This window comes from Myxococcus llanfairpwllgwyngyllgogerychwyrndrobwllllantysiliogogogochensis, from assembly GCF_006636215.1.
Classification (GTDB): domain Bacteria; phylum Myxococcota; class Myxococcia; order Myxococcales; family Myxococcaceae; genus Myxococcus; species Myxococcus llanfairpwllgwyngyllgogerychwyrndrobwllllantysiliogogogochensis.
The window spans coordinates 39138-60192 of record NZ_VIFM01000012.1; the positions used below are offsets into that span (position 1 = coordinate 39138).

16 protein-coding genes are annotated in these 21055 nt (G+C 67.8%); 5 read left to right on the forward strand and 11 right to left on the reverse strand.

Annotated elements, in window-relative coordinates:
* Positions 1-142: 142 nt before the first annotated feature.
* Both FJV41_RS04795 and tnpA read right to left on the reverse strand, forming a co-directional pair.
* Positions 143-1024 carry a protein kinase family protein gene (locus FJV41_RS04795; protein ID WP_217442863.1) on the reverse strand — a complete coding sequence of 294 codons (882 nt, stop codon included), beginning with the start codon at positions 1022-1024 and terminating at the stop codon, positions 143-145.
* A 138-nt stretch (positions 1025-1162) separates the two neighbouring features.
* Positions 1163-1567, reverse strand: coding sequence for an IS66 family insertion sequence element accessory protein TnpA (gene tnpA, locus FJV41_RS56885; RefSeq protein WP_438616731.1), 405 nt, complete (start codon positions 1565-1567; stop codon positions 1163-1165).
* Positions 1568-1896: 329 nt separating this feature from the next.
* Here tnpA and FJV41_RS04800 point away from each other — a divergent pair, with 329 nt between their 5' ends.
* A complete protein-coding gene (locus FJV41_RS04800) occupies positions 1897-2457 on the forward strand; it encodes a hypothetical protein (RefSeq protein WP_141641209.1) in 561 nt (186 codons plus the stop codon).
* Positions 2458-2602: 145 nt separating this feature from the next.
* Here FJV41_RS04800 and FJV41_RS04810 read toward each other — a convergent pair whose 3' ends face one another.
* Both FJV41_RS04810 and FJV41_RS04815 read right to left on the reverse strand, forming a co-directional pair.
* Positions 2603-3205 carry a hypothetical protein gene (locus tag FJV41_RS04810; protein ID WP_141641210.1) on the reverse strand — a complete coding sequence of 201 codons (603 nt, stop codon included), beginning with the start codon at positions 3203-3205 and terminating at the stop codon, positions 2603-2605.
* A gap of 100 nt (positions 3206-3305) precedes the next feature.
* Positions 3306-3596, reverse strand: coding sequence for a hypothetical protein (locus tag FJV41_RS04815; protein WP_141641211.1), 291 nt, complete (start codon positions 3594-3596; stop codon positions 3306-3308).
* 290 nt (positions 3597-3886) lie between these two features.
* Between FJV41_RS04815 and FJV41_RS04820 the strand changes: the two genes are divergently transcribed.
* A complete protein-coding gene (locus FJV41_RS04820) occupies positions 3887-4198 on the forward strand; it encodes a hypothetical protein (RefSeq protein WP_141641212.1) in 312 nt (103 codons plus the stop codon).
* Positions 4199-4420: 222 nt separating this feature from the next.
* Here FJV41_RS04820 and FJV41_RS04825 read toward each other — a convergent pair whose 3' ends face one another.
* The gene (locus FJV41_RS04825; protein ID WP_141641213.1) at positions 4421-5086 is read right to left on the reverse strand and encodes an O-methyltransferase; all 666 of its coding nucleotides are present in this window, start codon (positions 5084-5086) and stop codon (positions 4421-4423) included.
* A 91-nt stretch (positions 5087-5177) separates the two neighbouring features.
* On the opposite strand from FJV41_RS04825, the gene FJV41_RS04830 reads away from it, so the two are divergent.
* A complete protein-coding gene (locus FJV41_RS04830; protein ID WP_141641239.1) occupies positions 5178-5882 on the forward strand; it encodes a TetR/AcrR family transcriptional regulator in 705 nt (234 codons plus the stop codon).
* 63 nt (positions 5883-5945) lie between these two features.
* On the opposite strand, the gene FJV41_RS04835 is transcribed toward FJV41_RS04830, so the two are convergent.
* The 4 genes from FJV41_RS04835 to FJV41_RS04850 form a co-directional block, all read right to left on the reverse strand.
* Entirely contained in the window at positions 5946-7019 is a 1074-nt protein-coding gene (locus FJV41_RS04835; protein WP_246136991.1) for an outer membrane protein assembly factor BamB family protein, read from the reverse strand.
* A gap of 124 nt (positions 7020-7143) precedes the next feature.
* A complete protein-coding gene (locus FJV41_RS04840) occupies positions 7144-9279 on the reverse strand; it encodes a carboxypeptidase-like regulatory domain-containing protein (protein WP_141641214.1) in 2136 nt (711 codons plus the stop codon).
* A 65-nt stretch (positions 9280-9344) separates the two neighbouring features.
* A complete protein-coding gene (locus FJV41_RS04845) occupies positions 9345-9977 on the reverse strand; it encodes a hypothetical protein (protein ID WP_246136992.1) in 633 nt (210 codons plus the stop codon).
* A gap of 185 nt (positions 9978-10162) precedes the next feature.
* Entirely contained in the window at positions 10163-11320 is a 1158-nt protein-coding gene (locus FJV41_RS04850; RefSeq protein ID WP_246136993.1) for a hypothetical protein, read from the reverse strand.
* A gap of 483 nt (positions 11321-11803) precedes the next feature.
* On the opposite strand from FJV41_RS04850, the gene FJV41_RS04860 reads away from it, so the two are divergent.
* A complete protein-coding gene (locus FJV41_RS04860) occupies positions 11804-13477 on the forward strand; it encodes a hypothetical protein (protein ID WP_141641216.1) in 1674 nt (557 codons plus the stop codon).
* 42 nt (positions 13478-13519) lie between these two features.
* Here FJV41_RS04860 and FJV41_RS04865 read toward each other — a convergent pair whose 3' ends face one another.
* Positions 13520-14692 carry an alkaline phosphatase PhoX gene (locus FJV41_RS04865; protein ID WP_141641217.1) on the reverse strand — a complete coding sequence of 391 codons (1173 nt, stop codon included), beginning with the start codon at positions 14690-14692 and terminating at the stop codon, positions 13520-13522.
* Positions 14693-14724: 32 nt separating this feature from the next.
* On the reverse strand, positions 14725-16032 hold the full coding sequence (locus tag FJV41_RS04870) for a glycerophosphodiester phosphodiesterase family protein (RefSeq protein ID WP_141641218.1): 1308 nt from the start codon (positions 16030-16032) through the stop codon (positions 14725-14727).
* A 556-nt stretch (positions 16033-16588) separates the two neighbouring features.
* On the opposite strand from FJV41_RS04870, the gene FJV41_RS04875 reads away from it, so the two are divergent.
* The gene (locus FJV41_RS04875) at positions 16589-20983 is read left to right on the forward strand and encodes an amidohydrolase family protein (protein ID WP_246136994.1); all 4395 of its coding nucleotides are present in this window, start codon (positions 16589-16591) and stop codon (positions 20981-20983) included.
* The last annotated feature ends 72 nt before the right edge of the window (positions 20984-21055 follow it).

Sequence of the window (21055 nt, forward strand, 5' to 3'; positions counted from 1 at the left end):
GTGGCGTGCGAGGCCGGAGGGCTGTAGTCGCCCGGGGCCCTCAAGGTGCACGGCCCCGGTGGCCTGCGGGTCGAGGGGCCGACGGTGGAGTGGGTAGCGGCGCTGGCGTCGGCAACGGGAGCATGCCCGCGGCGAGGCGGGCCTACGCGCCGGGATACTCCGCGTGGATGTCGCCGTCGCGCAGCCGCCAGCAGAAGTCGTTCATCCGCGCCGCAGCAGGGGCGTGCCGAGAGAGGATGTCCGCCACGGCGGCCGGCACGTCCTGCGGAATGTCGCCGCTCGCGCATCGGCGCACGTACCCGTTGCGCTCAACGGGGCCACCGCCCGCCGGCACCGGTAGCCCGCACACCGTGGTGACGAGCCAGTTCACCAGCCGCATCGCCGCGTACTCGGCATCGTGGCCGACGTGCCGCGCGACGAAGTCGCGCTCGGCGTTCGACAGGTCGAACCGAGGCGAGGTGGCCAGCCCGAAATCGACGAGGTAGATGCGCTCATCGTCGGCCCGGATGTTGCCGAAGTGTCCGTCCATGTGGAGCAGCTCGCGGCCACGCAGGAACGCCACCATCTCGAACAACTGCCGCTCGAGGGTCCCGGCCTGGCCGACCGGGTCGGTGAGCCTCTCGTGCAGCGAAGAAGGGACGTACTCGAGAAAGAGCACGAGGCTGGAGGTCGCGGCGGCCAGTTCTTCGAAGCGGATGCGCACGGCCGGGTCGCCGCCGAACTGGGCGACCACGGCGTCGATGTCCAGCTGTTCCGAGGCGACAGGTGCACGGCCGGGAAGCACCCGCCAGTGGTGCAGCAGGGGGAAGGACTCCGCCTCACCGGCGAGGACCCCCTCGGTGACGAGGAGGTTCGCAGCCAGCTCGCGCCAGGCGCCGAAACCCGGACCTGCGAGGCGGTACATGCCGTACTGGCAGGAGGTCGGCAGGTCGAACAGGTTCGCGGTGCTGTGTGGATGGGCCAGCTCCCGGTCGGTCATCGGGATGCGCTTGGCGAATACCGGCACGCCGTCCACGTCGAGCACCGAGGTGCCACCGCCCACCCCCACGGCGTGGGTGGGCGCGACTCGGAGGGCCGCCGCCAGCTCGTCGTCACCGCGGGCGGTGAGCCACGCAGAGATGCGGTCGTGGCGGAGGCGTCGAAGGGAGTGCATCGCACCCCATCATGCCAGTCGCCGGCGATCGATCCACGGCCGCTTGCCGGCGATGCGCCAAACCTCGACGACTCCCTCGGGCCGGGCGCCGCCGTGAGCTTCGTCCCGGCCCTTCCGCACCCTGCTGATCGCTTTGCCAGTCGCGCGCGCCACCCTTGCCACGGAGAGTGGCAGCACGGGCGACACGGCAGCGACGTGAGGGGGCTGCTTGGCCTCAGGCCGTGGGTCGTGCCTTCGTGGCCTCTTTGTCGATTCGGGCCTCCGCCCCAGTGCGGACCTCGGCTTCTTGTACAGCTTGTACTGGAAGGCGCTGAGCGAGACCTCATGCCTGGTCGCGAACTGCTTCTGCGTCAGCCCGCTCGCCTCGAACTCTTCTACCAACTGCTTCCACTCATCCGGATTGGGTCGTCGCATGCCGGAGTGAACCGGCGGGTCCACCCCAGTTCAGGACGTCGGACGTCGGTCGCTTACGGACCTCCACGCTCGCGGAGGCGGGTCCCATCCCCTCGAGCCCTCCCAGCCCCGCTTCACGCCCTGCTCGTCCGCGACGAACACGGCGCTCGGGGGCAGGGCGCGTAGCACCTCGGCAGCGGAGCGGCGCAGGCGCGCCAACTTCACGGCGGCGTGCGCGCCGTCGTCGAACAGGCCCTCCAGTCCGCCGCCGACAGTCGCCTGCGCCTGTTCGCATGGCCGAGTTCGGGCAGGTCGACGCACCTGTTCGGCTGCTCTATGTTGGGCAGTCGATGAAGCGAGATCCCCCCGGCAGCAAGGCGCCCTCGGCGCACCTGGAGGGGCTCGGGTCCTCGCTGATGCATACCGTCCGAGTCTGGCAGGTCGCTCCGCTCCACACCCGATGGACCGCCATGCTCCCCGTCCGGGCTGGAAGCGAGGAGGAGGCGCGGCGCCTGGTGGCCGAGGCGCTGGCGCGAAACCCGGACATGGGAGGGGGGCCGCCGCGCAACGCAATCGGGTTGTTCGAGCCAGGGTCCGGCCGTCGTGGGCCGCGCTTCAACCTGAGTGACAGCACCCCGCTGCCGCCCGCGTCGCGCTACCTCGAGTTCATGCCGGCCGGCGCTGACATGGTGTACGCGCAGTACGCGCTGGCGCAGCGCATCCTTGAGAGTGCCGCGCCGCTGCTCGAGGATGCGCGCTGGTACGCCATCCTCACGCAGTGCGAGGATATTCTCGACTGCTGGGAGCTCACGGCGGGCCGGCTGCGCTACGAGCGGCACCTCACGGAGGAAGAGCAGGCCCGAGAGCTGCTGCAACAGCTCGAGCCGTCACTTCGGGGCCGACTGGACTGAGTCCCCGTCGTCCTCCCGAAAGGCCATTCGAGGAGGACGTTCGACTTCAACGTGTTCGCCTGCGTGAGGTGTGGAGGCAGGCGGCGGGTCTTGCCGTACGTGCAGGGGGCTCCCATCCCTCCCATGCATTGACCGTCCCTCTTCCTCAGTCGCGCAGCAGCCGCTGCCCCGCGAGCACGTGCTCGACCCACGACTGTGACGAGCTGAGCGTGGGCGCAAGCCGAGCCGCGAGGGCATCACCCTCGATGGGGTCCGGAATCGACGCCGGCAAATAGATGGCTCCACGCTGACTGGGCCGCAGCCACGCGCCGACCTGGGCCTCACCGTGGACGACCAGATGCGTCGCATCCGTCCCATTTGTGACGAGGTTGCCGGTCAGCTTGAGGTCCCCCTCGATGAACACCTGCGCCTCGTGTACCAACACGAGGTCGCTCGCAATCAGCGAGCCCTTGATCCACAGCGGCACGTAGACGCCCACGTCGCGAATCACCAGCGGGCCGTCGACGATGACGTCCCCTTCGACGACGCACACCATCGGATCCTCATTGCCCACGTACGTCGGACCACTCAACGAGAGCGTGCCCTCGTGCACCACGAAGGTGACGTCACGTCCGCCGAAGAGGTCCTCGTAGTTGACCGAATCATCGCTGACCTCGATCAGGGAATAGCGCTCGAGGCCCACCTCCGTTGCCAGGGGTTCGAACCGCGCACCGGTGAGCGTCGTGTAGGGCTGGGCCTTTGGAGACATGAGGGATGAGTCTACAGCGCTGGCTCGAGCTCGTCTTCGTCAGACAGCTTCCCCAGCGCCTCCCGAACGAGGTGCTCGGCATGCCCAACAACTTCATCCGCTAGAAGCAGATGTCGCGCACGTCTTCGTAGACCGCGTAGCTGGTGGGCAGGCCGTAGTAGAGGGTCATCGCCTGCTCACAGGTGAGACACGCCCCTTCCCCGCTCAGGGTCGTGTAGGCGCTGTTGGTGTAGAACTTCACGCGGTACAGCGAGTGGCAGATCGGGTGCAGGCCCTCCTCACGAGACGCGACGTCCTCCTCCACTTCGGAGGGAACGCCCGCCCCACCACATCCCATCACCAGCAGCCCCGTCGCCAGCAACACGCCCCGGATGACCGTCGCTCCCCACATGGATTTTTCTCCTGGAATTGAGTTCCCGATGTTCACTCCATTACAAGAGTATCACTCGTCGAACAAACCCGGGGCCTCTCCTTCCTCCGCGAGAAGCATGGGCCACGGATACCCTCCAGGAGACAACCTTCTCTGTCGCCGACCGGTGCGGCCCTTGCTTCCCCGCGGGTCGCCACGGCGCCTGACGACCTCACGAGAAGATAGGGATTTCCCGCATGGCCATGCGCAGACAGTGGGTTCATGATGCGAATGAATCCGGATATCCGGGTCCAACCCCCAGGAGTGCGCGTATGACTTCGAAACTCATGCAGGGACTGCTGTTGGTGGCTGCACTGGCGTTCCCCACTGGAAGTGCACTGGCCTTCTGTCAGGACGGAGACACCCAGACGTGCCTCTGTCCCGACGGCTCGATGAGCGTGCGCTACTGCGTCAACAGCCGTTTTGGCCCCTGCGAATGTGGAGAAGGGCTGGGTGGATCGGCCTCATTGACCGAGGACGCGAGCGCGGCGGAGCAAGCGACGTCCGAAGCAAGCACGGCACAGGTATGCATCGAATCACTGACGCTCGAACAGTCGTCGGCGCCCTCCGGCACTCCGGGCTGAGTCCGAATGACCGGCCCCGACAATCCCTTCCAGGCCGCGCGTACAGTGTCGGCGTGAACCTGGGCTCGGACATCGTCGGCGAGTAGCGCGGGCCTTCCGTTTCACCCTCGTGCCCTGCGTGGGCCGCTTCAGGCCTGCCCACCACAGCTCCATGAAGTCGAAGCGGGGCTGTCGGTGGGCAACCCGGGGACTCGCGATTCATGTCGCGTCTGTCCTCACACTTCAGCCGAGCCGCATGGACAGCTCGACGTCCTCCGCGAATGGCGTCGAGAGATAGCCACTCCTCGGGTCTCGAACCCGCGCGAGGTAGTCGGGGCTGTCGTCAGCGTTATCGGCGACGATGAGCGCCCCCGGACGGAGCTGGCCCTCGAGCATTCGCAGGATGTCCGGGTAGAGCGCCTTCGCCCCGTCGAGCAGGAGCAGGTCGACCCGCGGGGGGATGTCGAGCGCGAGAGTCTTCAGTGCATCTCCTTCGCGAATCTCCACCAGGTCCGCGAGGCCGCCCGCTTCGAGGTTGCTTCGTGCACGAGCGACCTTCGACGGCTCGAATTCACTCGTGATGACGCGGCCCCCACCATTGTCTCGGAGTGCGGCGGCCAGATGCAGCGTGGAGATTCCGAACGACGTCCCGAACTCGACGATGGTCCGCGCGCCCGAACCGCGCGCCAGCATGTAGAGCAGGAGGCCCGTCTCGCGCGACACGGCCAGCGCGGCGTTCTTGAGCCGTCCGTAGAACTCCAGGTAGTCCGTCTTGCTTCGCATCATGCGCTCCCGCTCCTCGCGCGAGAGCGCCGCTATCTCCGGGATGGCGAGAGGCGACATCGCCTCGGCCTCCTCGAACAAGCGGTTGAGCAGGGGGGCAAGAGGGCTTTCGGTCAGCGTGGTCATCGGTTTCTCCGTTCCGTGCGGCATCAAGTGTGACGCTGGACAAAATGCGACGAATCATTCAGGTTCACAATTCGCATTGACGGGAGTGCGCATGAGCCCGCGACGAAGTCCTCGAATCTCCACGAGAAAAGAGCCCCAACAGGCGCGCTCGAACGAGCTCGTCGACGCGGTCCTCCGCGCGGCTATTCAGGTTCTGGCGAAGGAGGGAGCCCCGCGCTTCACGATGGCACGCGTGGCCGAGAAGGCCGGCGTCAGCGTCGGGTCGCTGTACCAGTACTTCCCGAACAAAGCGGCGGTCCTCTTCCGACTCCAGGCAGACGAGTGGCGACAGACAACAGCGCTCACTCAGAAGCTGCTCGAGGACACAACGCGTCCGCCGCTTGCACGGCTCCGCGCTCTCGTTCACACCTTCATCCAATCCGAGTGCGACGAGGCCGCGGTCCGCGTCGCGCTGAGTGACGCCGCGCCTCTCTATCGGGATGCGCCCGAAGCCCGCGAGGTGCGCGCCTCGAGCAAGGCCACGTTCGAGGGCTTCATGCGCGAGGTCCTGCCCACAACGCCCAGACCCGCGCGCATGCTCGCGGGAGACCTCGTCATGACGACGCTCAGCGCAGTGGGAAAATCCTTCTCGGAGAGGCCTCGAACACCCTCGGAGATTGCCAGCTACTCCGATGCGTTGGCTGACATGCTCTGTGCGTACCTGGAGACACTCTCGGGGAAGGACGTCGCTCCCTCGACCGCAGTCGACGCGGCACAGCCCCCTCCTTCACGACGCCCCTCGGCAAGGCGGCCGTGAGGCCTTTCGGCTGCCTCTCCGAACCCACCGCACACGATTCAGGGGCGGGTCCGGACCCGGACGCTACGCCAGCGCGATGACCGCGCGTTCACAGCCCACGTAGACCGTCCCGTCGGCGACGAGCGGCGCCGTCGTCACGCGGTAGGGCGCCTTCCACCGCCAGCGCTCTGTTCCCTCCCGAAGCGTCCAGGCGTGGATGGCGTTGCCAGCCCCCATGTAGACGACGTCCCCTGCGATTGCCGGCGAGACCGTGGCGGCAGGCGGCTTGTCGAGCGTGACTGACCAAAGCTCCTTCCCGGTCTTTTCGTTCAGTGCGTGGAGAATCGCGTGATCGCCGGTGAAGCACACGACGCCATCCGCGACGGCGGGCGTCCCCCACAGCGCGCCGCGAGTCTCGTAGGACCAACGCTCCTTGCCGCTGGCGAGGTCGAGCGCGCGAAGGCGCTTCCCCAGACCGGACAGGGCATAGACCGTGCTGCCGTTGATGGCGGGCGCTCCGCCATGACCCATCGCACCGGCCTTCGCCGACCATCGCTCCACTCCCGTGGCGCGGTCGAGCGCGACGACGTGGCCCTCGGCGAAGCCCTGGCTGGTCCCGACGACGACGTACTCGCGCGTCACGCTGACCGCGGACTGCACGCTCTCACCACGGCGCAGCAGTACGCGCCATCGCTCGGCTCCCGTGCGCGCGTCGATGGCGACCACCCCACCGAGCCGCGTTCCCACGTAGACGTCATCGTCGACAACGATGGGAGAGGAGGTCGCCTCGGCGTCGCACGAGACGCTCCAGCGGATGGCGTGCGTGCCCAGGTCAACGGCGTGGCACTGCCCGCCACCGACGACGAAGAGCAATCCATGCGCAACCATCGGATTCGAGATGCTCTCGGGAACGCCCCCTCCGACCCGCACGTTCCACAGCTCCTTTCCCTTCGAGAGGTCGAGCGCGTAGAGCTTGTCGTTATCGAAGTTCGCGAACAGCACGCCATCATGGATTGCAGGCGTGTTGCGAGTGGTCACGGGCGAACTCGGCGCGAACTTCCAGCGGGCCCTCTTGACCACGAGAGGTCCCGCTCCCTCGAAGTGGCCGGTCCGCGCGGCATTGGCGCCAAAGAAGAGGGAGCGAGATGAGTCTGACATGGGAGGTTCTCCGGCTTGGGTGGGCAGCGGGGCCGCGGCGTCACCAAGTCCAGGGCCCGGCGGGAGCTTGAGACGCCGGCCCGCGCCCCCAAGTAGCTCTCACCCGGCCCCTGTCGGCCTTACATCAATTTCCCGTCAACACCACCAGGTTCGCGCGCACCGTCTGGCCTTCAGCGCCCTCGAAGGGCACCGGCTCACTGGGTCGATTGAGCACCTCGATGGCGCCGGCCCCGGGCGGGACCCGCAGGACATAGGTCCCGTCCGTCGAGAGCGTCCCGAAGTGGTCCTCTCCATCGATTCGCGCGAGCACACCGCCCGACTCCAGGGGCAGGCCCCGGGCATCCCTCACCACGCCTTCCAGCGTGAGCCCGGGCGACAGACGCAGGTGCGCGGTGTCGACACCCGCGGGGATGAGCCGCCGCGTCCTCGGCCACTCGTGATGTTGGATCTCCAGCAGGAAGGGCTCGTCGGGAACGCCTGAGAGATAGAGACTTCCATCCGGATAGGTGGCTCCGTAGCACACATCCGGCCCGTCACGTCCGGGCAGCTCGGGCCATCTGCACCGCACCGTGGCCTCCCAGAGCCCCTGCCCGTTCGGTGCCTCCACGCGCCCCGTGAGCAGCCGCCCCATCCCCAGCTTGATGTCCCCGAGACGGACTGTCGCCCCGGCGCGAGGCGCGAGCTTCCGGAGCTCGGGAGCGAACCCCTCCGCGGAGATGCTCACGTACAGGGGCTTGTTCCCTTCGACAGGGAAGGACAAGGAGAAGCGCCCCCGCGCGTTCTCGAATGACTGGTGCGCCACCTGGAAGGACGGGATGGGGCGGCCCCGAGCATCCACCACCCGGCCACTCACCCGGACCGCGTCGCGGACGCTCGCCTCGCGCTTCGATACGAGCCGGACCGGCTCGGGCTGCTCATCCAGGACCTTCACCCGCTGCGATTCGTCATGGCCCTGCGCGTCCGCGAACACACTCGCCTCGCCCGGCGGAACGTGCTCGAACGCGAAGCCCCCGTTGCGCGCCGTCGCCCGGCGAATCAGCAGCTTCGTCCCTCCTGTCAGCTCCAGGTTGAGTTCCGCGTGCCCGCCCTGGATGGCCACGCCGCGCTCGTCGACGAGCCGGCCACGAAAGCGGCGAGCGCCTTGGAGGTCCAACGTGAGCGTCCGCGCTTCGCCCTCGAAGCGAAACTCACGGGAGACCCTCCGATACTCCTCCAGCACGTCGAAGCTCAAGGACACGAGGTACCTGCCGGGAACCATCCCATCGAAGCTCGCGCTCCCGGCTTCATCCGGACGCCGAGCCCTGGAGGAGGTTCGGACATCGCGGTGCCCGAGCGGCCCGTCCACGTGCACCCATATTGGGTGAATCAATCCCTTGGGGAGCACGACGGCGACAGTCAATCGCCCACCCGCGGGCACCACCCAGCGCACCTTCTGTGAGCGAATCACCACCTCGCCCAGCGCGGAGAGCCGGTCCTTGGGCTCGACCAGGAAGGAATAGCGGCCCCGCGCCAGCTCCGGCAGCTCGAAGGAGCCGTCGGCCCGCGTCTGGGCCGAGAGCGGCGGCGGCCAGAAACACGTCGAGGGGAAGCCCACTCGGCCGTAGTGCTTGAGGTGAATCCAGGCGCCGACCACGGGCTTCCCATCGCTGTCGACGACCTCGCCCCGCAGCGGCTCCGAGCGCTCGAGGACCACGTCCAGCGGGGCCACCACCGAGGCGGGGGCGATGTACCGCGACACGTGCTCGGGAGCATTCACCAGGACCGCGATGGGCGAGAACCCGGGCACAGGCACCTCGAACCCGCCGTCCTCGCCGGTGAGCACCTCCTGGTACTTCAGCAGCCCGAGCCGCTGCTGGATTCCTGCTCGGACCCGAACGCCCTTCAGGGGAGTGCCGGCCGCCCCGCGCACACGGCCCTTCACGACCCGGGGCGGTGCCAGCTCGATTCCCACGAAGCGCTCGTTGCCCATCACCATCGTCACTGTCTGGGTCCCCAGTTCGGAGCCACGCGTCGCTGTCAGGACCCATGGCGCGCCGGCCACGCCTCGGAACACGAAGTGGCCTCGCGCGTCGGTGCGGGTGCTCAGGACGTGCTCACGGAAGGTGGCTCGCACCTCCACGTCGGGCACCGGTCCCGAGGAGGAGACGACGAGCCCCTCGATGAAATGGGGGCCCCTGGCCGAGGGCTCCTCGGCCACCGCGGACGTCAAGAGCAGGACCGACAGGACCCACAACGCGTGATGGAAGATACGAAGGCGCATGCCACCTCCGTGGCCACTCTACCCTCGCCTGCCCATTGAGGTGCTCGCGCGGTTCGTCGGGGCCATCAGTCGGTAGGGCCGCGCTCGCCCCGGACAGCGTCGGCCAGTTCACGCACGGGCGTCAGCAATCCATACAGCTCGATGGTGGTGCGCGGGACGGCGATCACCTCCACCGTCAGGACGCCGCTCTCGATGGAGAAGGTCTCGAAGACGTGGGCCAGGTTCAGCAAGGGCCGCCGCATTTCCGCGTTGAGGAGGAAGGCGCGGGCCTTGGGAGTGACGTTCCTCAGGTCCAACGCGTTATCGAGGCTGGCATCTCCAACATCCTCGTCTTTCACGCCGAACAGTCTGAGGAACGTGTCGCCCAGCGTCTCGGGCCGGATGGTCACCTCGCGCGGAAAGCCGTCACCCAGCCCGTGCCGGATGATGGTGACGATGTGGAAACTCCTGCCAAAGCCCCGGTGCTCGGTCTCCACGGTGATCGCCCGCCCGGCGTGGCGGCCCTTCATCTCCAGCGTCCCCGCGGAGTACATAAACCCGGACGTCGCAGTGAAGGACCAGCCGCGAGTGTTGGCGAAGTCCTGCCAGGTCTGGAGTTGCTGCGTCCAGTGCCGCCAACGGACGTAGCCAATGACACTCGCTACCCCGAGGCCGACTCCGAAGACGCTGGCGAAGATGCCAATTTGTGTCCAGGTCATTCCCGTAAGCATCCCCGTTCGGCCCGTATCTGCCAACCCCTCCGCGCGCGGGCCCCCGGACGGGACGCCGCGGGGATGCACCTCTCTGGCAAGGACGACCCCGTGCCTTCCAGCTGGGATGGAAGGCTCCGCGGGCAGGACCGAGCGGGCCCCACCCCTCGCATGCGTCGCGGCCCCCACCAGCCTCAGGGGCAGAGCAGTTCGACGGACTTGATGCGCATCACGCCATCGACGTTCGGGTCGTTGGTCTGGTCGCCGATGGCGATGTTCCCGTCCGCCATGAAGTTGTTCCGCGTGAGCTTCGCGACGCCGTCGATGCTCACCGTGGCCACCTTCGCCGCATCCACCGCCAGTTCGTAGACATGATACCCGCCGCTGATCACCGGGAACGCCGCGGACTGAGTGTCATCCGCCCAGCCAATCGCCGCACTGTCGAGGTAGATCATCTGCGAACGGTCCACGGAGTTGCCGAACGGCGACGTGAAGCTCCCCAGGATGGCGGCGCCGCTGTCGAGCTGGTTGTGGCGGCTCGCCGACTCGACTTGCGCCGTCACCACGAGCTTGAAGGGTTTCGTTGCGTCAACCACGTTCGCCCGCGTGAGGAGCAACTGCCCGCTCGTCCGCGCTCCGCTGTTCGTCGACGTCTCCAGGCGAACGTAGTCCTCGCCGTACGTGAGCGTGTTCGGCGCCTGGGTGATCGCCCTCCAACCTTGCGCCGTGATGTCTTCACCGCCGACCAGCAGGGGAATGCTCCCCCGCGCCGACCACTGCGTCGTCGACGTCGTGGGCAGACACGCCTCGCAAGCGTTCGCCGGGTTCGGTGTGCCTTCGTCGTAGAGGCTGCCGTCAATGAAGCACTTCGGGCCGCACGCGCCCGCCGAGCAGACCTGTCCCGCGCCGCACTGCGTCCCGTCCGCCCGTGGCGTCCACGCGGTCGCGGAGGTCTCAGGTACGCACTGTTCGCACGGGTTCGCCGCGTTCACCGTCCCTGACGCAACCTGCTGGCCGTCAATCTGACAGCGCAGGACGCAGACGCCCTCCTCACAGCCCTGGCCAGCCGCGCAGGCATTGCCGCAGCCACCGCAGTGCGCCGGGTCGGCCCCGGTGTTCACACAGGAGCCGCCACACAGCACGATTCCGCCGCCGTCGCACTGCTCCGGCACGGACGCGTCGGGTGGATCGACGGGAGGCGGAGTGGAGTCCTTCCCGCAAGCAACGATGACGCCGAGCACGACGATGCAGGAGAGAACGCTGGAACGAATCGAGACCATGAAGCCCGCCACCTTGCGCAACGACACGCCCACGCGGCGTGTGCTCGTGAAGTGGTGAAGCTTGGAGCGCACGCGCGCGGGTGAATCAAGGCCTTTTCCAGAAGCGGTCGCTGGGACGACAGGCGCGCGGGTCGAAGCGACAGGAGGAGTGAAGGCTTCGATGAGTTGAGGTCGGTTGCTGAACAGAAACGCGCGCCGGGACGCAGATCCGGGCCTGCCACGCCAACCACTCCTCCTGCCGCGCCAGCTCCACGTTCACCCTCCGCTTCCGCGCCGTGGCCAGCAGCAGCGCCTCCGCGCCCGCCGTCGCACGCGTCCATGGGGACGATGACAAACTGGCGCCGACCCCCTCACCCTGCCCCCGCGCAACGACACATTTCAATCCGCCAGTTCACTGGCCGCGCCAAGTCATTGCACATATGCGCCAGCGTGGCCCGGCCTGCCTGTCCTGACTTGACCGCAAGTGTGTATCAGGAAATACAGGCTCCGCTCGCGGCCGGAATCACTTTCACTGACTGCGAGTGACTGACAACGCCGTTCATTGAGGGGGGCCCCATGACGCTTCGACTGCAATCCGCTTTTCTCGCGCTGACACTGACGCTCGCTGCGTGCGGCAGTGCTGAGACAGAAGAGTTCACCGATTCACCCGCGCTCGGCGAGCAGCAAAGCCCGGTCTCGTTCCCCACCCGCCTCAACACGTGTGGAAACGAGGCGACGAAGCCGCAGATCTTCAGCAATACCTTCGCAAGCCCCAACGCACTTCTACCGGGCGGCAGTGCCCCCTCCGGCTTCAATCCCGCGAATGGCCGCTTCAGCCGCGGCGGAATCCAGTACGTCTCCGGCAACGGCGTCCGCATGGAGTTGGTCACCGACAAGTGCACGTACATCAAGGAGGTGAAGGTTGGCTCGACCGTCCTGACGACCAGCTATACCAACGGGTTCTGGTATTCAGCGCAAGCGTCCACGTCGCAGCCGAAGGATCCCACCCGGTACGGATACAACCTCTGGGTCTTCTTTCCGTACCAGGGTGACGGCTCGACTGACATGGTCACGATCACCGTCGGCCGAGACATGGGTCGGCTGACCGAGACGTACAGCTTCCCCTTGGTCCGTGTGGACTCGGTCAACCCTGTCGGCGCGACTGCCCCGATCAACTTTACTCGGGCCGAGCTGTTCAACATGTTTGGGAAGGCGCTCTACGAGAAGTTCAACGGTGCCACGAACTCCACCCGCGAAAACCCGGACGATCCGAACAGTCGCCGCATCTACGGTTACGACCCTTCCAAGCTGCAAGTGGCGGTGACGTCCTCCGGCGTCACGTTTGGGTTTGATTTCAAGGCAGAGGTCAACGGCTGGTGCGACCCGACCGTGCATGCGCAGGGCAAGTTCACGCTGAACGCCGACAACCAGGGTATCTCCGTCCACTGGGAGACGCCGGCGTCCGGCAGTCTCGATTGGCCGTTCTTGTGCGAGATCGTTCAGGTCATTCCGATCCTCGGCATCATTCCCGCCATCGTCTACGACGTCGTGGAAGCCGATAACGGCAAGAGCGTCGCCGACTCGGTCGAGAAGGCCGTCACCGATTCGCTCCCCACGTCGTCGACGGTCAACTTCTTCCTCGATGGTTCGACCGTGCAGAACGGACAGTTGTTGGTGAACCTCAAGGTGCCGGCACCGTCTATCGGAGTCCGCACCCCTTACGACGCGTTCGACATGACCCGCACCGCGACGCAGTTCCCCGCCGGGGATGCGGTGCTCTTCCTCGCCAGCGGACTGGGGATGAACGACACCGTCGCGAATGTCACGCCCACGACCACGCTGTCTTCCGGGCCCAACGGCGTCCCGCGAGTCGGCGTTCCCACCTGGCCCTTCCCGCTCACGGTGGCGCGCACGGGCAACCTGGTCTGGAACACGCGGCCCGTCGGCCGGTTGTTGGCGCGAAACACGAGCACCCTCAAGACCACCACGTACAACTACGAGCCCGGTTGTTCGATCACCATCCCTGGCGGAGGCACCGGGCCCGGCGGAAGCGGCCTCAGCACCCCGTACCTCAAGCTCGGGGTGAACGACACGGCCGCCGACGCGCAGCGGCTGAGAGGGGGGTTCTCGCTTGGGTACAGCGTGCGCGCCTTCTTCCTGAGCGAGGTCGGACTCGGCGCCAGCCTTGTCCCGTCGTGCGCGAGCGTGATCACGACGCCCGTCTTCGAGAACGGCGTGCTCGCACCGTAACCTCGGCGAAGCCCCTCGAATCGGCGGTCCCTTCCGAGTCGGTCACCGGAAAGGGCCGCTCACCTCGAAGGTGATGCCTCCGCTGCTCTGCCCCGTGGTGCCGCGCTGCGAGCTGAAGTACAGCCGCCGCCCGTCCGGACTGAATGCCGGGCCCGTGATTTCCGAGCTGGAGTGTCCCTCCAGCCGGATGAACGGCGCCACCACGCGGCTGGGGCCCGGGGTGATGATGCAGACCTCCAGATTCCCGCCGTCCTCGGCGACGAAGAGGTCTCCCGAGCGGGACACGGTGACGTTGTCCACGCCGGTCAGCGGCGAGCCCGAGGAGAGGTTGTCGTCATAGATGACCTCCAGTCGTCCGCTGGCGGGCGTGTGGGCCCACACACGGTTGTCGCCCTTGGTGGTGAAGTAGACGACGCCGCTGTCGAACCAGCAGCCCTCTCCGCCGTTGAAGGCCGTCGTCCTGGACGCCACGGAGGACTGGCTCGACGCCGGACTGGACGCGGCGCACACCACCCACGTCAGCGTGGCCGTGCCAGCCAAGGGGTCTCCCGTCACCTTCGCGGCCTCCAGCGTTCCGGCCGTGAGCGAGGGCCACGCGGACGGCGTGAAGCGATAGAACCGCCCGCTGGTGCTGTCCTCCGTGAGGTACAGCCGGCGGCCGTCCGGGTCCACCGCCACCGCCTCGTGCGCGAAGGTGCCCAACGCTCCACGCACCAAGCCCTGGGACGACCGCGTCGGGTCGCACTCCCACACCCGGCCGCTGCCGTACTCCTCGCACGACAGCCACGTGCCCCACGGCGTGGGGCCTCCCGCGCAGTTGCTGCGCGTGCTGGACAGGATGCGGTACGCGCCAGCAATGGCGCCCGCTCCGTCGAAGCGCAGCGCGCTCGCGCCGCCCCCCGAGGACAGCTCGCTGTTGGACGTGTAGACCCAACCGCCATCAGAGAGCGCGAAGCAGGCGCCCCCGTCCGGCGCGGAATGCCACGTGTAGCCCGTGCTCGCCACGGCCCGCCCCGAGCGCGCGAGGATGCGCGACGAGAACCCCGCCGGCAGTCTCACCCCGTTGGCATCTGGCGAGCCGGACATGGCCCCATACGGGCTCGGCCCCGGCTGCGCGGGCGCGGCATACGCCCCCTTCCAGAATCCAGGTCCCATGCCCAGCGCCCCGCCACCCAGCGCGGAGAGACGAAGGAAGTCACGACGGTCCAATCGCATACAGAATCCTCCTTGAACGTCCTGAACCCGGTCTACAAACCCATGCAGTTGGCGTAGTACGTCACCGTGCCCGGCCAGTCGCTGAAGATGCCGATGACACCCACGTGCCGGGCGAGCACGTCCACCGCGACGAGCATGTCGCCGTCGTTGTTGATGGCCTGCTTGACGGACTGGAAATAGAAGCCGCCGCCTTTCGCCAGCGGGCCGTCACGCTCCAGGGACCAGGCGATGATGTCCAGACCCGCGGCCCTCGCCGCCCTGGCGTACGCGGACGGGATGATTCTCCCCTGCGCATCCAGCGTGAGCAGCACGTAGATGGGCGGCGCGATGACCTCCACGCCCGACGCGGCCAGCTCGTCCATGCCCGGCACCCAGGTGCTCGGGTCGTTCGGATCAAACCGGGTGCCCGGAATCTCATAGCGCCCGTCCAGGTAGACGGCCTGCCTGCCGAACTGCGGCTCGCGCTGAATCCAGTACTTCACGTCGTCGAGGTTGAAGGACTGCGGCCACACCTGGCTCGGGTGGACGCGGGCCTGCTTGTACTCATCCAGCATCTGCTGGGCGTAGGCGGCCTGCGTATAGGTGCCCTGGTACGGCATGGGGACACTCGGGGCCTTCAGCTCCGGAGTGAACCTGGTGCCCAGGCGCTTGAAGAGCTCGATGCTCTCCTTGTGGGACAGGACCGTGCCACACGCGGAATAGAGGTCCGTGCGCCAGGGAGCCGTTCCACCCAGGTACTGCGCCACCGTGGCCGCCGAGGGGTTGGCGGCGTCCATCTTCCCGCACAGCTGCTTGAACTCGTCGAGCGTGATGTCGCTGGCGCAGCAGAGCGCGGAGGCGGGCTTGCCGGTGGTGGGGTCCGCCGGCTGGAAGGGCTGTGTGCACTTCGCCGCCAGCGCGGGAATGGCGAGGATGTTCGTCGTGGTGTGCAGGTCGCACTGCGAATGCCGACACACCAACTGCCGGTCCTTCGTGAAGGTGACGTCGCACTCGAGGATGCCCGCGCCCATGCGCGCGGCGGCCTCGTAGGACTCCTTCGTGTGCTCCGGGAACTGGAGCGGCGCGCCGCGATGGCCGATGGAGAACTCCGTCCGGGAGAACGGCCCCTCCGAGCATTGCTGGAGCTTGCGCTTCAGAGGGCTCTCATCCATGTCCTCGACCAGATAATAGGGACGAGCGCCCACCTGGACGTTGAGTCGGCGCGGCGGCGTGTGCTCCGACCGGGACTCCTCCGCCGCGCGCGCCGCGAGCGAGTCGTCTCCGGCGGGGGCCGCACCGGGAATCGTGATGCACGCGGCGAGCGTCGCCACGAGGAGCGTCACCAATCTTCGGGGATACATGAGCTTTCCGGCTCCTTCATGGGTTGCTGGATATGCAGGCCCGCGCAAGATGCACCCTCCTTCCCCGACGGAAACGTCAAGGTTGAGCGACGATTCTCTCAAGAACATGCCACGACGCGAGCAGAGCGGCGGCGCGCGGTACTTCGGCCGGTGAAAACCGGGCGACCAGGTCGACGGGGAGCGCGTCGACGCCGGGCGCATGTCTTCCTTTGAGTTTCGGGGGCGTCACAAAAACTTGTCACAAAGAGGTGTCACCCGGTGTTGCCGCACCCGGCGTGGGGTGAGACGCACTCGAAGCGGCCGGCTTTCCCTCTCATGTGAGACCTGGCGGTTCGGCTGTGTCTGAAACGTTTCATCGAGTGCCTTGGGGCCGTGTCAAGGACGTCTGTATTCCACACGGGCCGGAATCATTCGGGAGACCCACCAGATGCGAAAGTCCCCACGCCTCATATTGGCCGCGCTTGCCGCGGTGATGCTGTCCCACGTTGGGTGCTCGGGCGATGACGAGCCCCGATGCGAGAGTGCGAAGTGCTTCGCGTCGTCCTGTGGAGATGGAGTGAAGGAGCCGCAGGAGGCGTGCGACGACGGCAACACGACCTCCGGTGACGGCTGCGAGGCCGACTGCTCCCTGACGCCGAAGAAGGCCACCTGTGGCAACGGCAAGCTGGAGGACTCCGAGGTTTGTGATGACGGCAACACGACCTCTGGTGACGGCTGTCAGGCGGACTGCGCGCTGACGCAGACTCGCTGCGCGGCGGCCGATGCGCCCCCGCTGGCGGACGGGGCGACGTGCGCGGTGACGAAGGCCGGCAACGGCGCGCGCCTGTTCACGGGCGTGGTGCTCAAGGACGGCGAGACGCTGGTGGGTGGCCAGGTGCTGGTGGACGCGCGGGGCATCATCTCCTGCGCCCAGTGTGACTGCTCCGCCGCCGAGGGCGCCGAGGACGCCACCCAGATTTCGTGCCCCACGGGTGTCATCTCCCCGGGCCTCATCAACCCGCACGAGCACCTCACCTATCCGGACAAGCCGTACGTGGGCACCGACGAGCGCTACGAGCACCGAAATGAGTGGCGCACGGGCGCCAACCAGCACACGACGATTCGCAACGGCGGCTCGAAGAGCAGCGCGGACGTGGCGGGCTACGCGGAGCTGCGTCATGTGATGGCGGGCACGACGTCCATCGCCGGCGCCGGAGGTGCCGCGGGATTCCTGCGCAACCTGGACCAGAGCCCGGTGGCTCGCCAGGAGGGCCTGGAGGAGGGCATCGCGGACTCGGACACCTTCCCGCTGGGCGACTCCAACGGCCGCATCGTGACCTCGGGCTGCGAGGACTACGCGACGCGGCCCACCGTCGCGGGCCTGTCGAAGCTGGCCGCCTACCTGCCGCACATCGCGGAGGGCATCAGCGCGGGAGCCCACAACGAGTTCACCTGTCTGTCCACGGGCGCCAATGACGTGCTGCTGGGGCGCACGGCGGTCATCCACGGCATCGGCTTGACGGCGCGGGAAATCGAGATGATGGCCGCCCGCGGCACGGGACTCATCTGGTCCCCGCGCTCCAACATCGCGCTGTACGGCGACACCGCCATGGTGACGACGCACAAACGCCTGGGCGTGAGCATCTCACTGGGCACCGACTGGCTGCAGTCCGGCTCCATGAACATCCTGCGCGAGCTGAAGTGCGCGGACTCGCTCAATACCCGCCAGTTCGCGCGCACGTTCAGCGACGAGCAGCTGTGGCGCATGGTGACGACCAACGCCGCGGAGGCAGTGGACGTCTACGAGAAGGTGGGCCGCATCGCGCCGGGAAAGATGGGCGACCTGTCCATCTTCCAGCTGACGGAATTCAAAGCCTCGCCGCACCGCGCGGTCATCGCCGCCGAGCCGGCGGACGTGGTGTTGACGATGCGCGGGGGCAAAGCGCTCTACGGCGACCAGACGCTGGTGACGGCACTGAAGGGCGCCTCGGAGACGTGTGACGCGGTGGACGTGTGTGGCGCGGCCAAGTCGGCCTGTGTCCAGTCCGAGGTGGGCAAGAACCTGGCGGCGCTGCAAGCGGCCAACGCCTCTGCCTACCCGCTGTTCTCCTGCGGTGTCCCCGAGGCGGAGCCCGCGTGCACGCCCCGACGCAGCTCGAACAACTCCGCCTGGCTGGCGTCCGTGAACAGCTCCACCGTCTACTCCGGCCAGAGCGAAGCGGACGACCCGGACGGCGACGGCATGCGCGGCGCGGCGGACAACTGCTCCGACGTCTTCAATCCGATTCGCCCGATGGACAACGGCAAGCAGCTCGACTCGGACAGCGACGGACTGGGCGACGCGTGCGACCCGTGCCCGCTGTCCACGAACAACAGCGCGTGCACGACCTACCCCGTGGGCGATGACGACCACGACGGGTTGCCCACGTGGCAGGACAACTGCCCGTTCGTGGCCAACGTGGACCAGGAGGAATCGGATGGCGACGGCAAGGGCGACGCGTGCGACCCGTGCGCCATCCCGAACCCGGGCACCACCGCGTGCCCGGTGACCATCCATGACCTGAAGACGCCGGTGAGCGGCGGCCTGCCGTTCGCGGGTGAGGTGGTGTCGCTGTCGGACGTCATCGTCACGGGCGTGGCGAAGGGCGCCGCGAGCGCCAACGGCTACTGGGTGCAGGTGCATCCGTTGCCGTCCGGCAAGAGCGTCGAGTACTCCGGCCTGTTCGTCTACGGCCCGAAGGGTGACCTCGCCGTGGGCGACCGGCTGGACATCAGCAAGGGCTCGCTGACCGTCTTCAACGGCCTGCCCGAGCTGACGGACGTGACGTACACCCGCCGCAGCATCGGCAACACGCCTCCGGCTCCGGTCCTCGTGAGCGCGGCGGACGTGCGCACGGGCGGTCCTCGCTCGGTGGCGCTCGAGGGCGTACTCCTCGAGTTGCGAGAGGTGAAGGTCACCGAGGGAGTGAACAGCTTCAAGGAGTTCCGCGTGAATGAGAGCGGCGATGCCGCCCAGCCCTCGCTCATGGTGGACGACCAGGCGTTCGACTCCGCGGACCCAGCGGTGGGCACCTCCTACTTCTCGCTGAGGGGCCTGCTGACCTTCAACTTCAACGACCACAAGCTCGTCCCCCGCGGAGCGGGCGACCTGCTCGGGACGCCGCCCACGCTGACGGTCTTCGGGCCCGGTGGCTTCGTGCGCGCCGAGGACTCGGGCGCGCGGAGCACCTTCCCGCAGGCGCTCACGGTGACGCTCTCCACGACCTACTCGGTGCCGGTCGATATCACGGTGACGTCGAGCGACCCGACCGCCCTGGTGGTGCCTGGTGGGAAGGTCACCATTCCGGCGGGGCAGACCTCGGCGGAGGTGAAGGTGGAGCCGCTGGCCCAGGCACCGAGCGTCACGCTCACCGCCACCCTGGGGGCGGTCTCGCTCCAGTCGTCCTTGCGGGTGCTGGGCGCGACGGAGCAGGCGCTGGTGACGTCCTTGTCTCCCGCGACGGTGAGCATGGTGCCGGGTGGCACGGCGACGCTCACGGTGGCGCTGGACCGTCCAGCTCCGGCCAACGCGTCCATCGCGCTGAGCGTGGACCCGGCGGCGGGCTTCGGCACGTTCAACCCGGCGAGCGGCACGCTGGTGGTGGCGAAGAACGCGACACAGGCGACGTTCACCTTCACCGCCGACGAGGCCGCCTCCGCCTCTGTGGGCACGGTGACGGCACAGATGGGGGCCAGCAGCGCCAACACGGCGGTGACGCTGGACCAGGACTCGCCACGGCTCGTGTCACTCTTGCCCTCCACTCCGGTGGTGGTGCGGTACGGCCAGTCACAGGAGTATCGGGTCGTGCTGTCCTCGGCTCCGGCGGCGAACCTCGCCGTAGCGCTGGTGGCGACGCCGGCAGCGGGGGTCACCCACTTCGGCACGGTGCCGACCACGGTGACGGTGCCCGCCGGCACGGCGGACGCCACGTTCCTCTTCACGGCGGATGCGCTGGGTGAGGGAGCGGGCACGGTGGCCGCGTCGCTGCTGGGAATCACGCGGACGTCCGACATCACGGTGACGCCGCCGCCCGCCGCGCTCCGCGCGCTGACACCTTCGACGGCGACGGTGTTCTTCAACGCGACACAGTCGTTCACGGTCACGCTGGACCGCCCCGCTCCGGCAGAGGGAGCCTCGGTGGATGTGGCGCTGACGCCGGCCTCGAACGTGGGCTCACTGTCCTCCGCGACGGTGGCCATCGCCGCGGGTCAGACGAGCGGACAGGTGGTGTTCACCGCGGGCCAGACAGCTGGCGGCGTCCGGCTGACGGCGACGTACGGCGGCGACGAGCTGTCGGCGGAGCTGACCGTGGCGAATCGCCCGGCCATCGGCCACCTGGTCATCAACGAGGTGGACTACGACCAGCTCAACACGGACACGAAGGAGTTCGTCGAAATCTACAACCCGACGGGTGGCTCTGTGTCGCTGGCGAACGTGTTCCTGGTGTTCGTCAATGGCGCGGGGAACCCTCCGGCGAGCTACCAGAAGCTCGCCCTCGCGGAGGTCGGCACGCTCGGCGCGGGTGAGTACCTGGTGGTGGGCTCGGCCGCGGTCGTCGATCCACTGGCGGGTCGTCCCGGCGTGAAGACGCTCCAGCGGGGGACCACGGACTTCATCCAGAACGGCGGCAGCACAGCGAGCCCCGCGGCGGACGCCGTGGCGCTCTACGACGGGGTCCAGGACGAGCTCATCGACTCGCTCTCCTACGAGGCCACCATCACCCAGGCCACCATCACGGACTCCTCCAAGAGGTTCGACATGCGGGAGGGCACCACGAGCACGGCGGCGGTGGCGGACAGCAACACGGTGGAGGGCTCGGTGTGCCGCGACGCGCATGGCGTGGACACCGACGACAACGGGATGGACTTCAAGTTCACCACCACCGTGACGCCGGGCGCGGTCAACGCCATCACCCCGCCTCCCGCGCCGTGATGCGCGCGCGGCCCTCGTGCCGAGTGACGGGGTGAAGCAGTGAAGCGGGCGGCTCCTGGAAGGTCAGGGGCC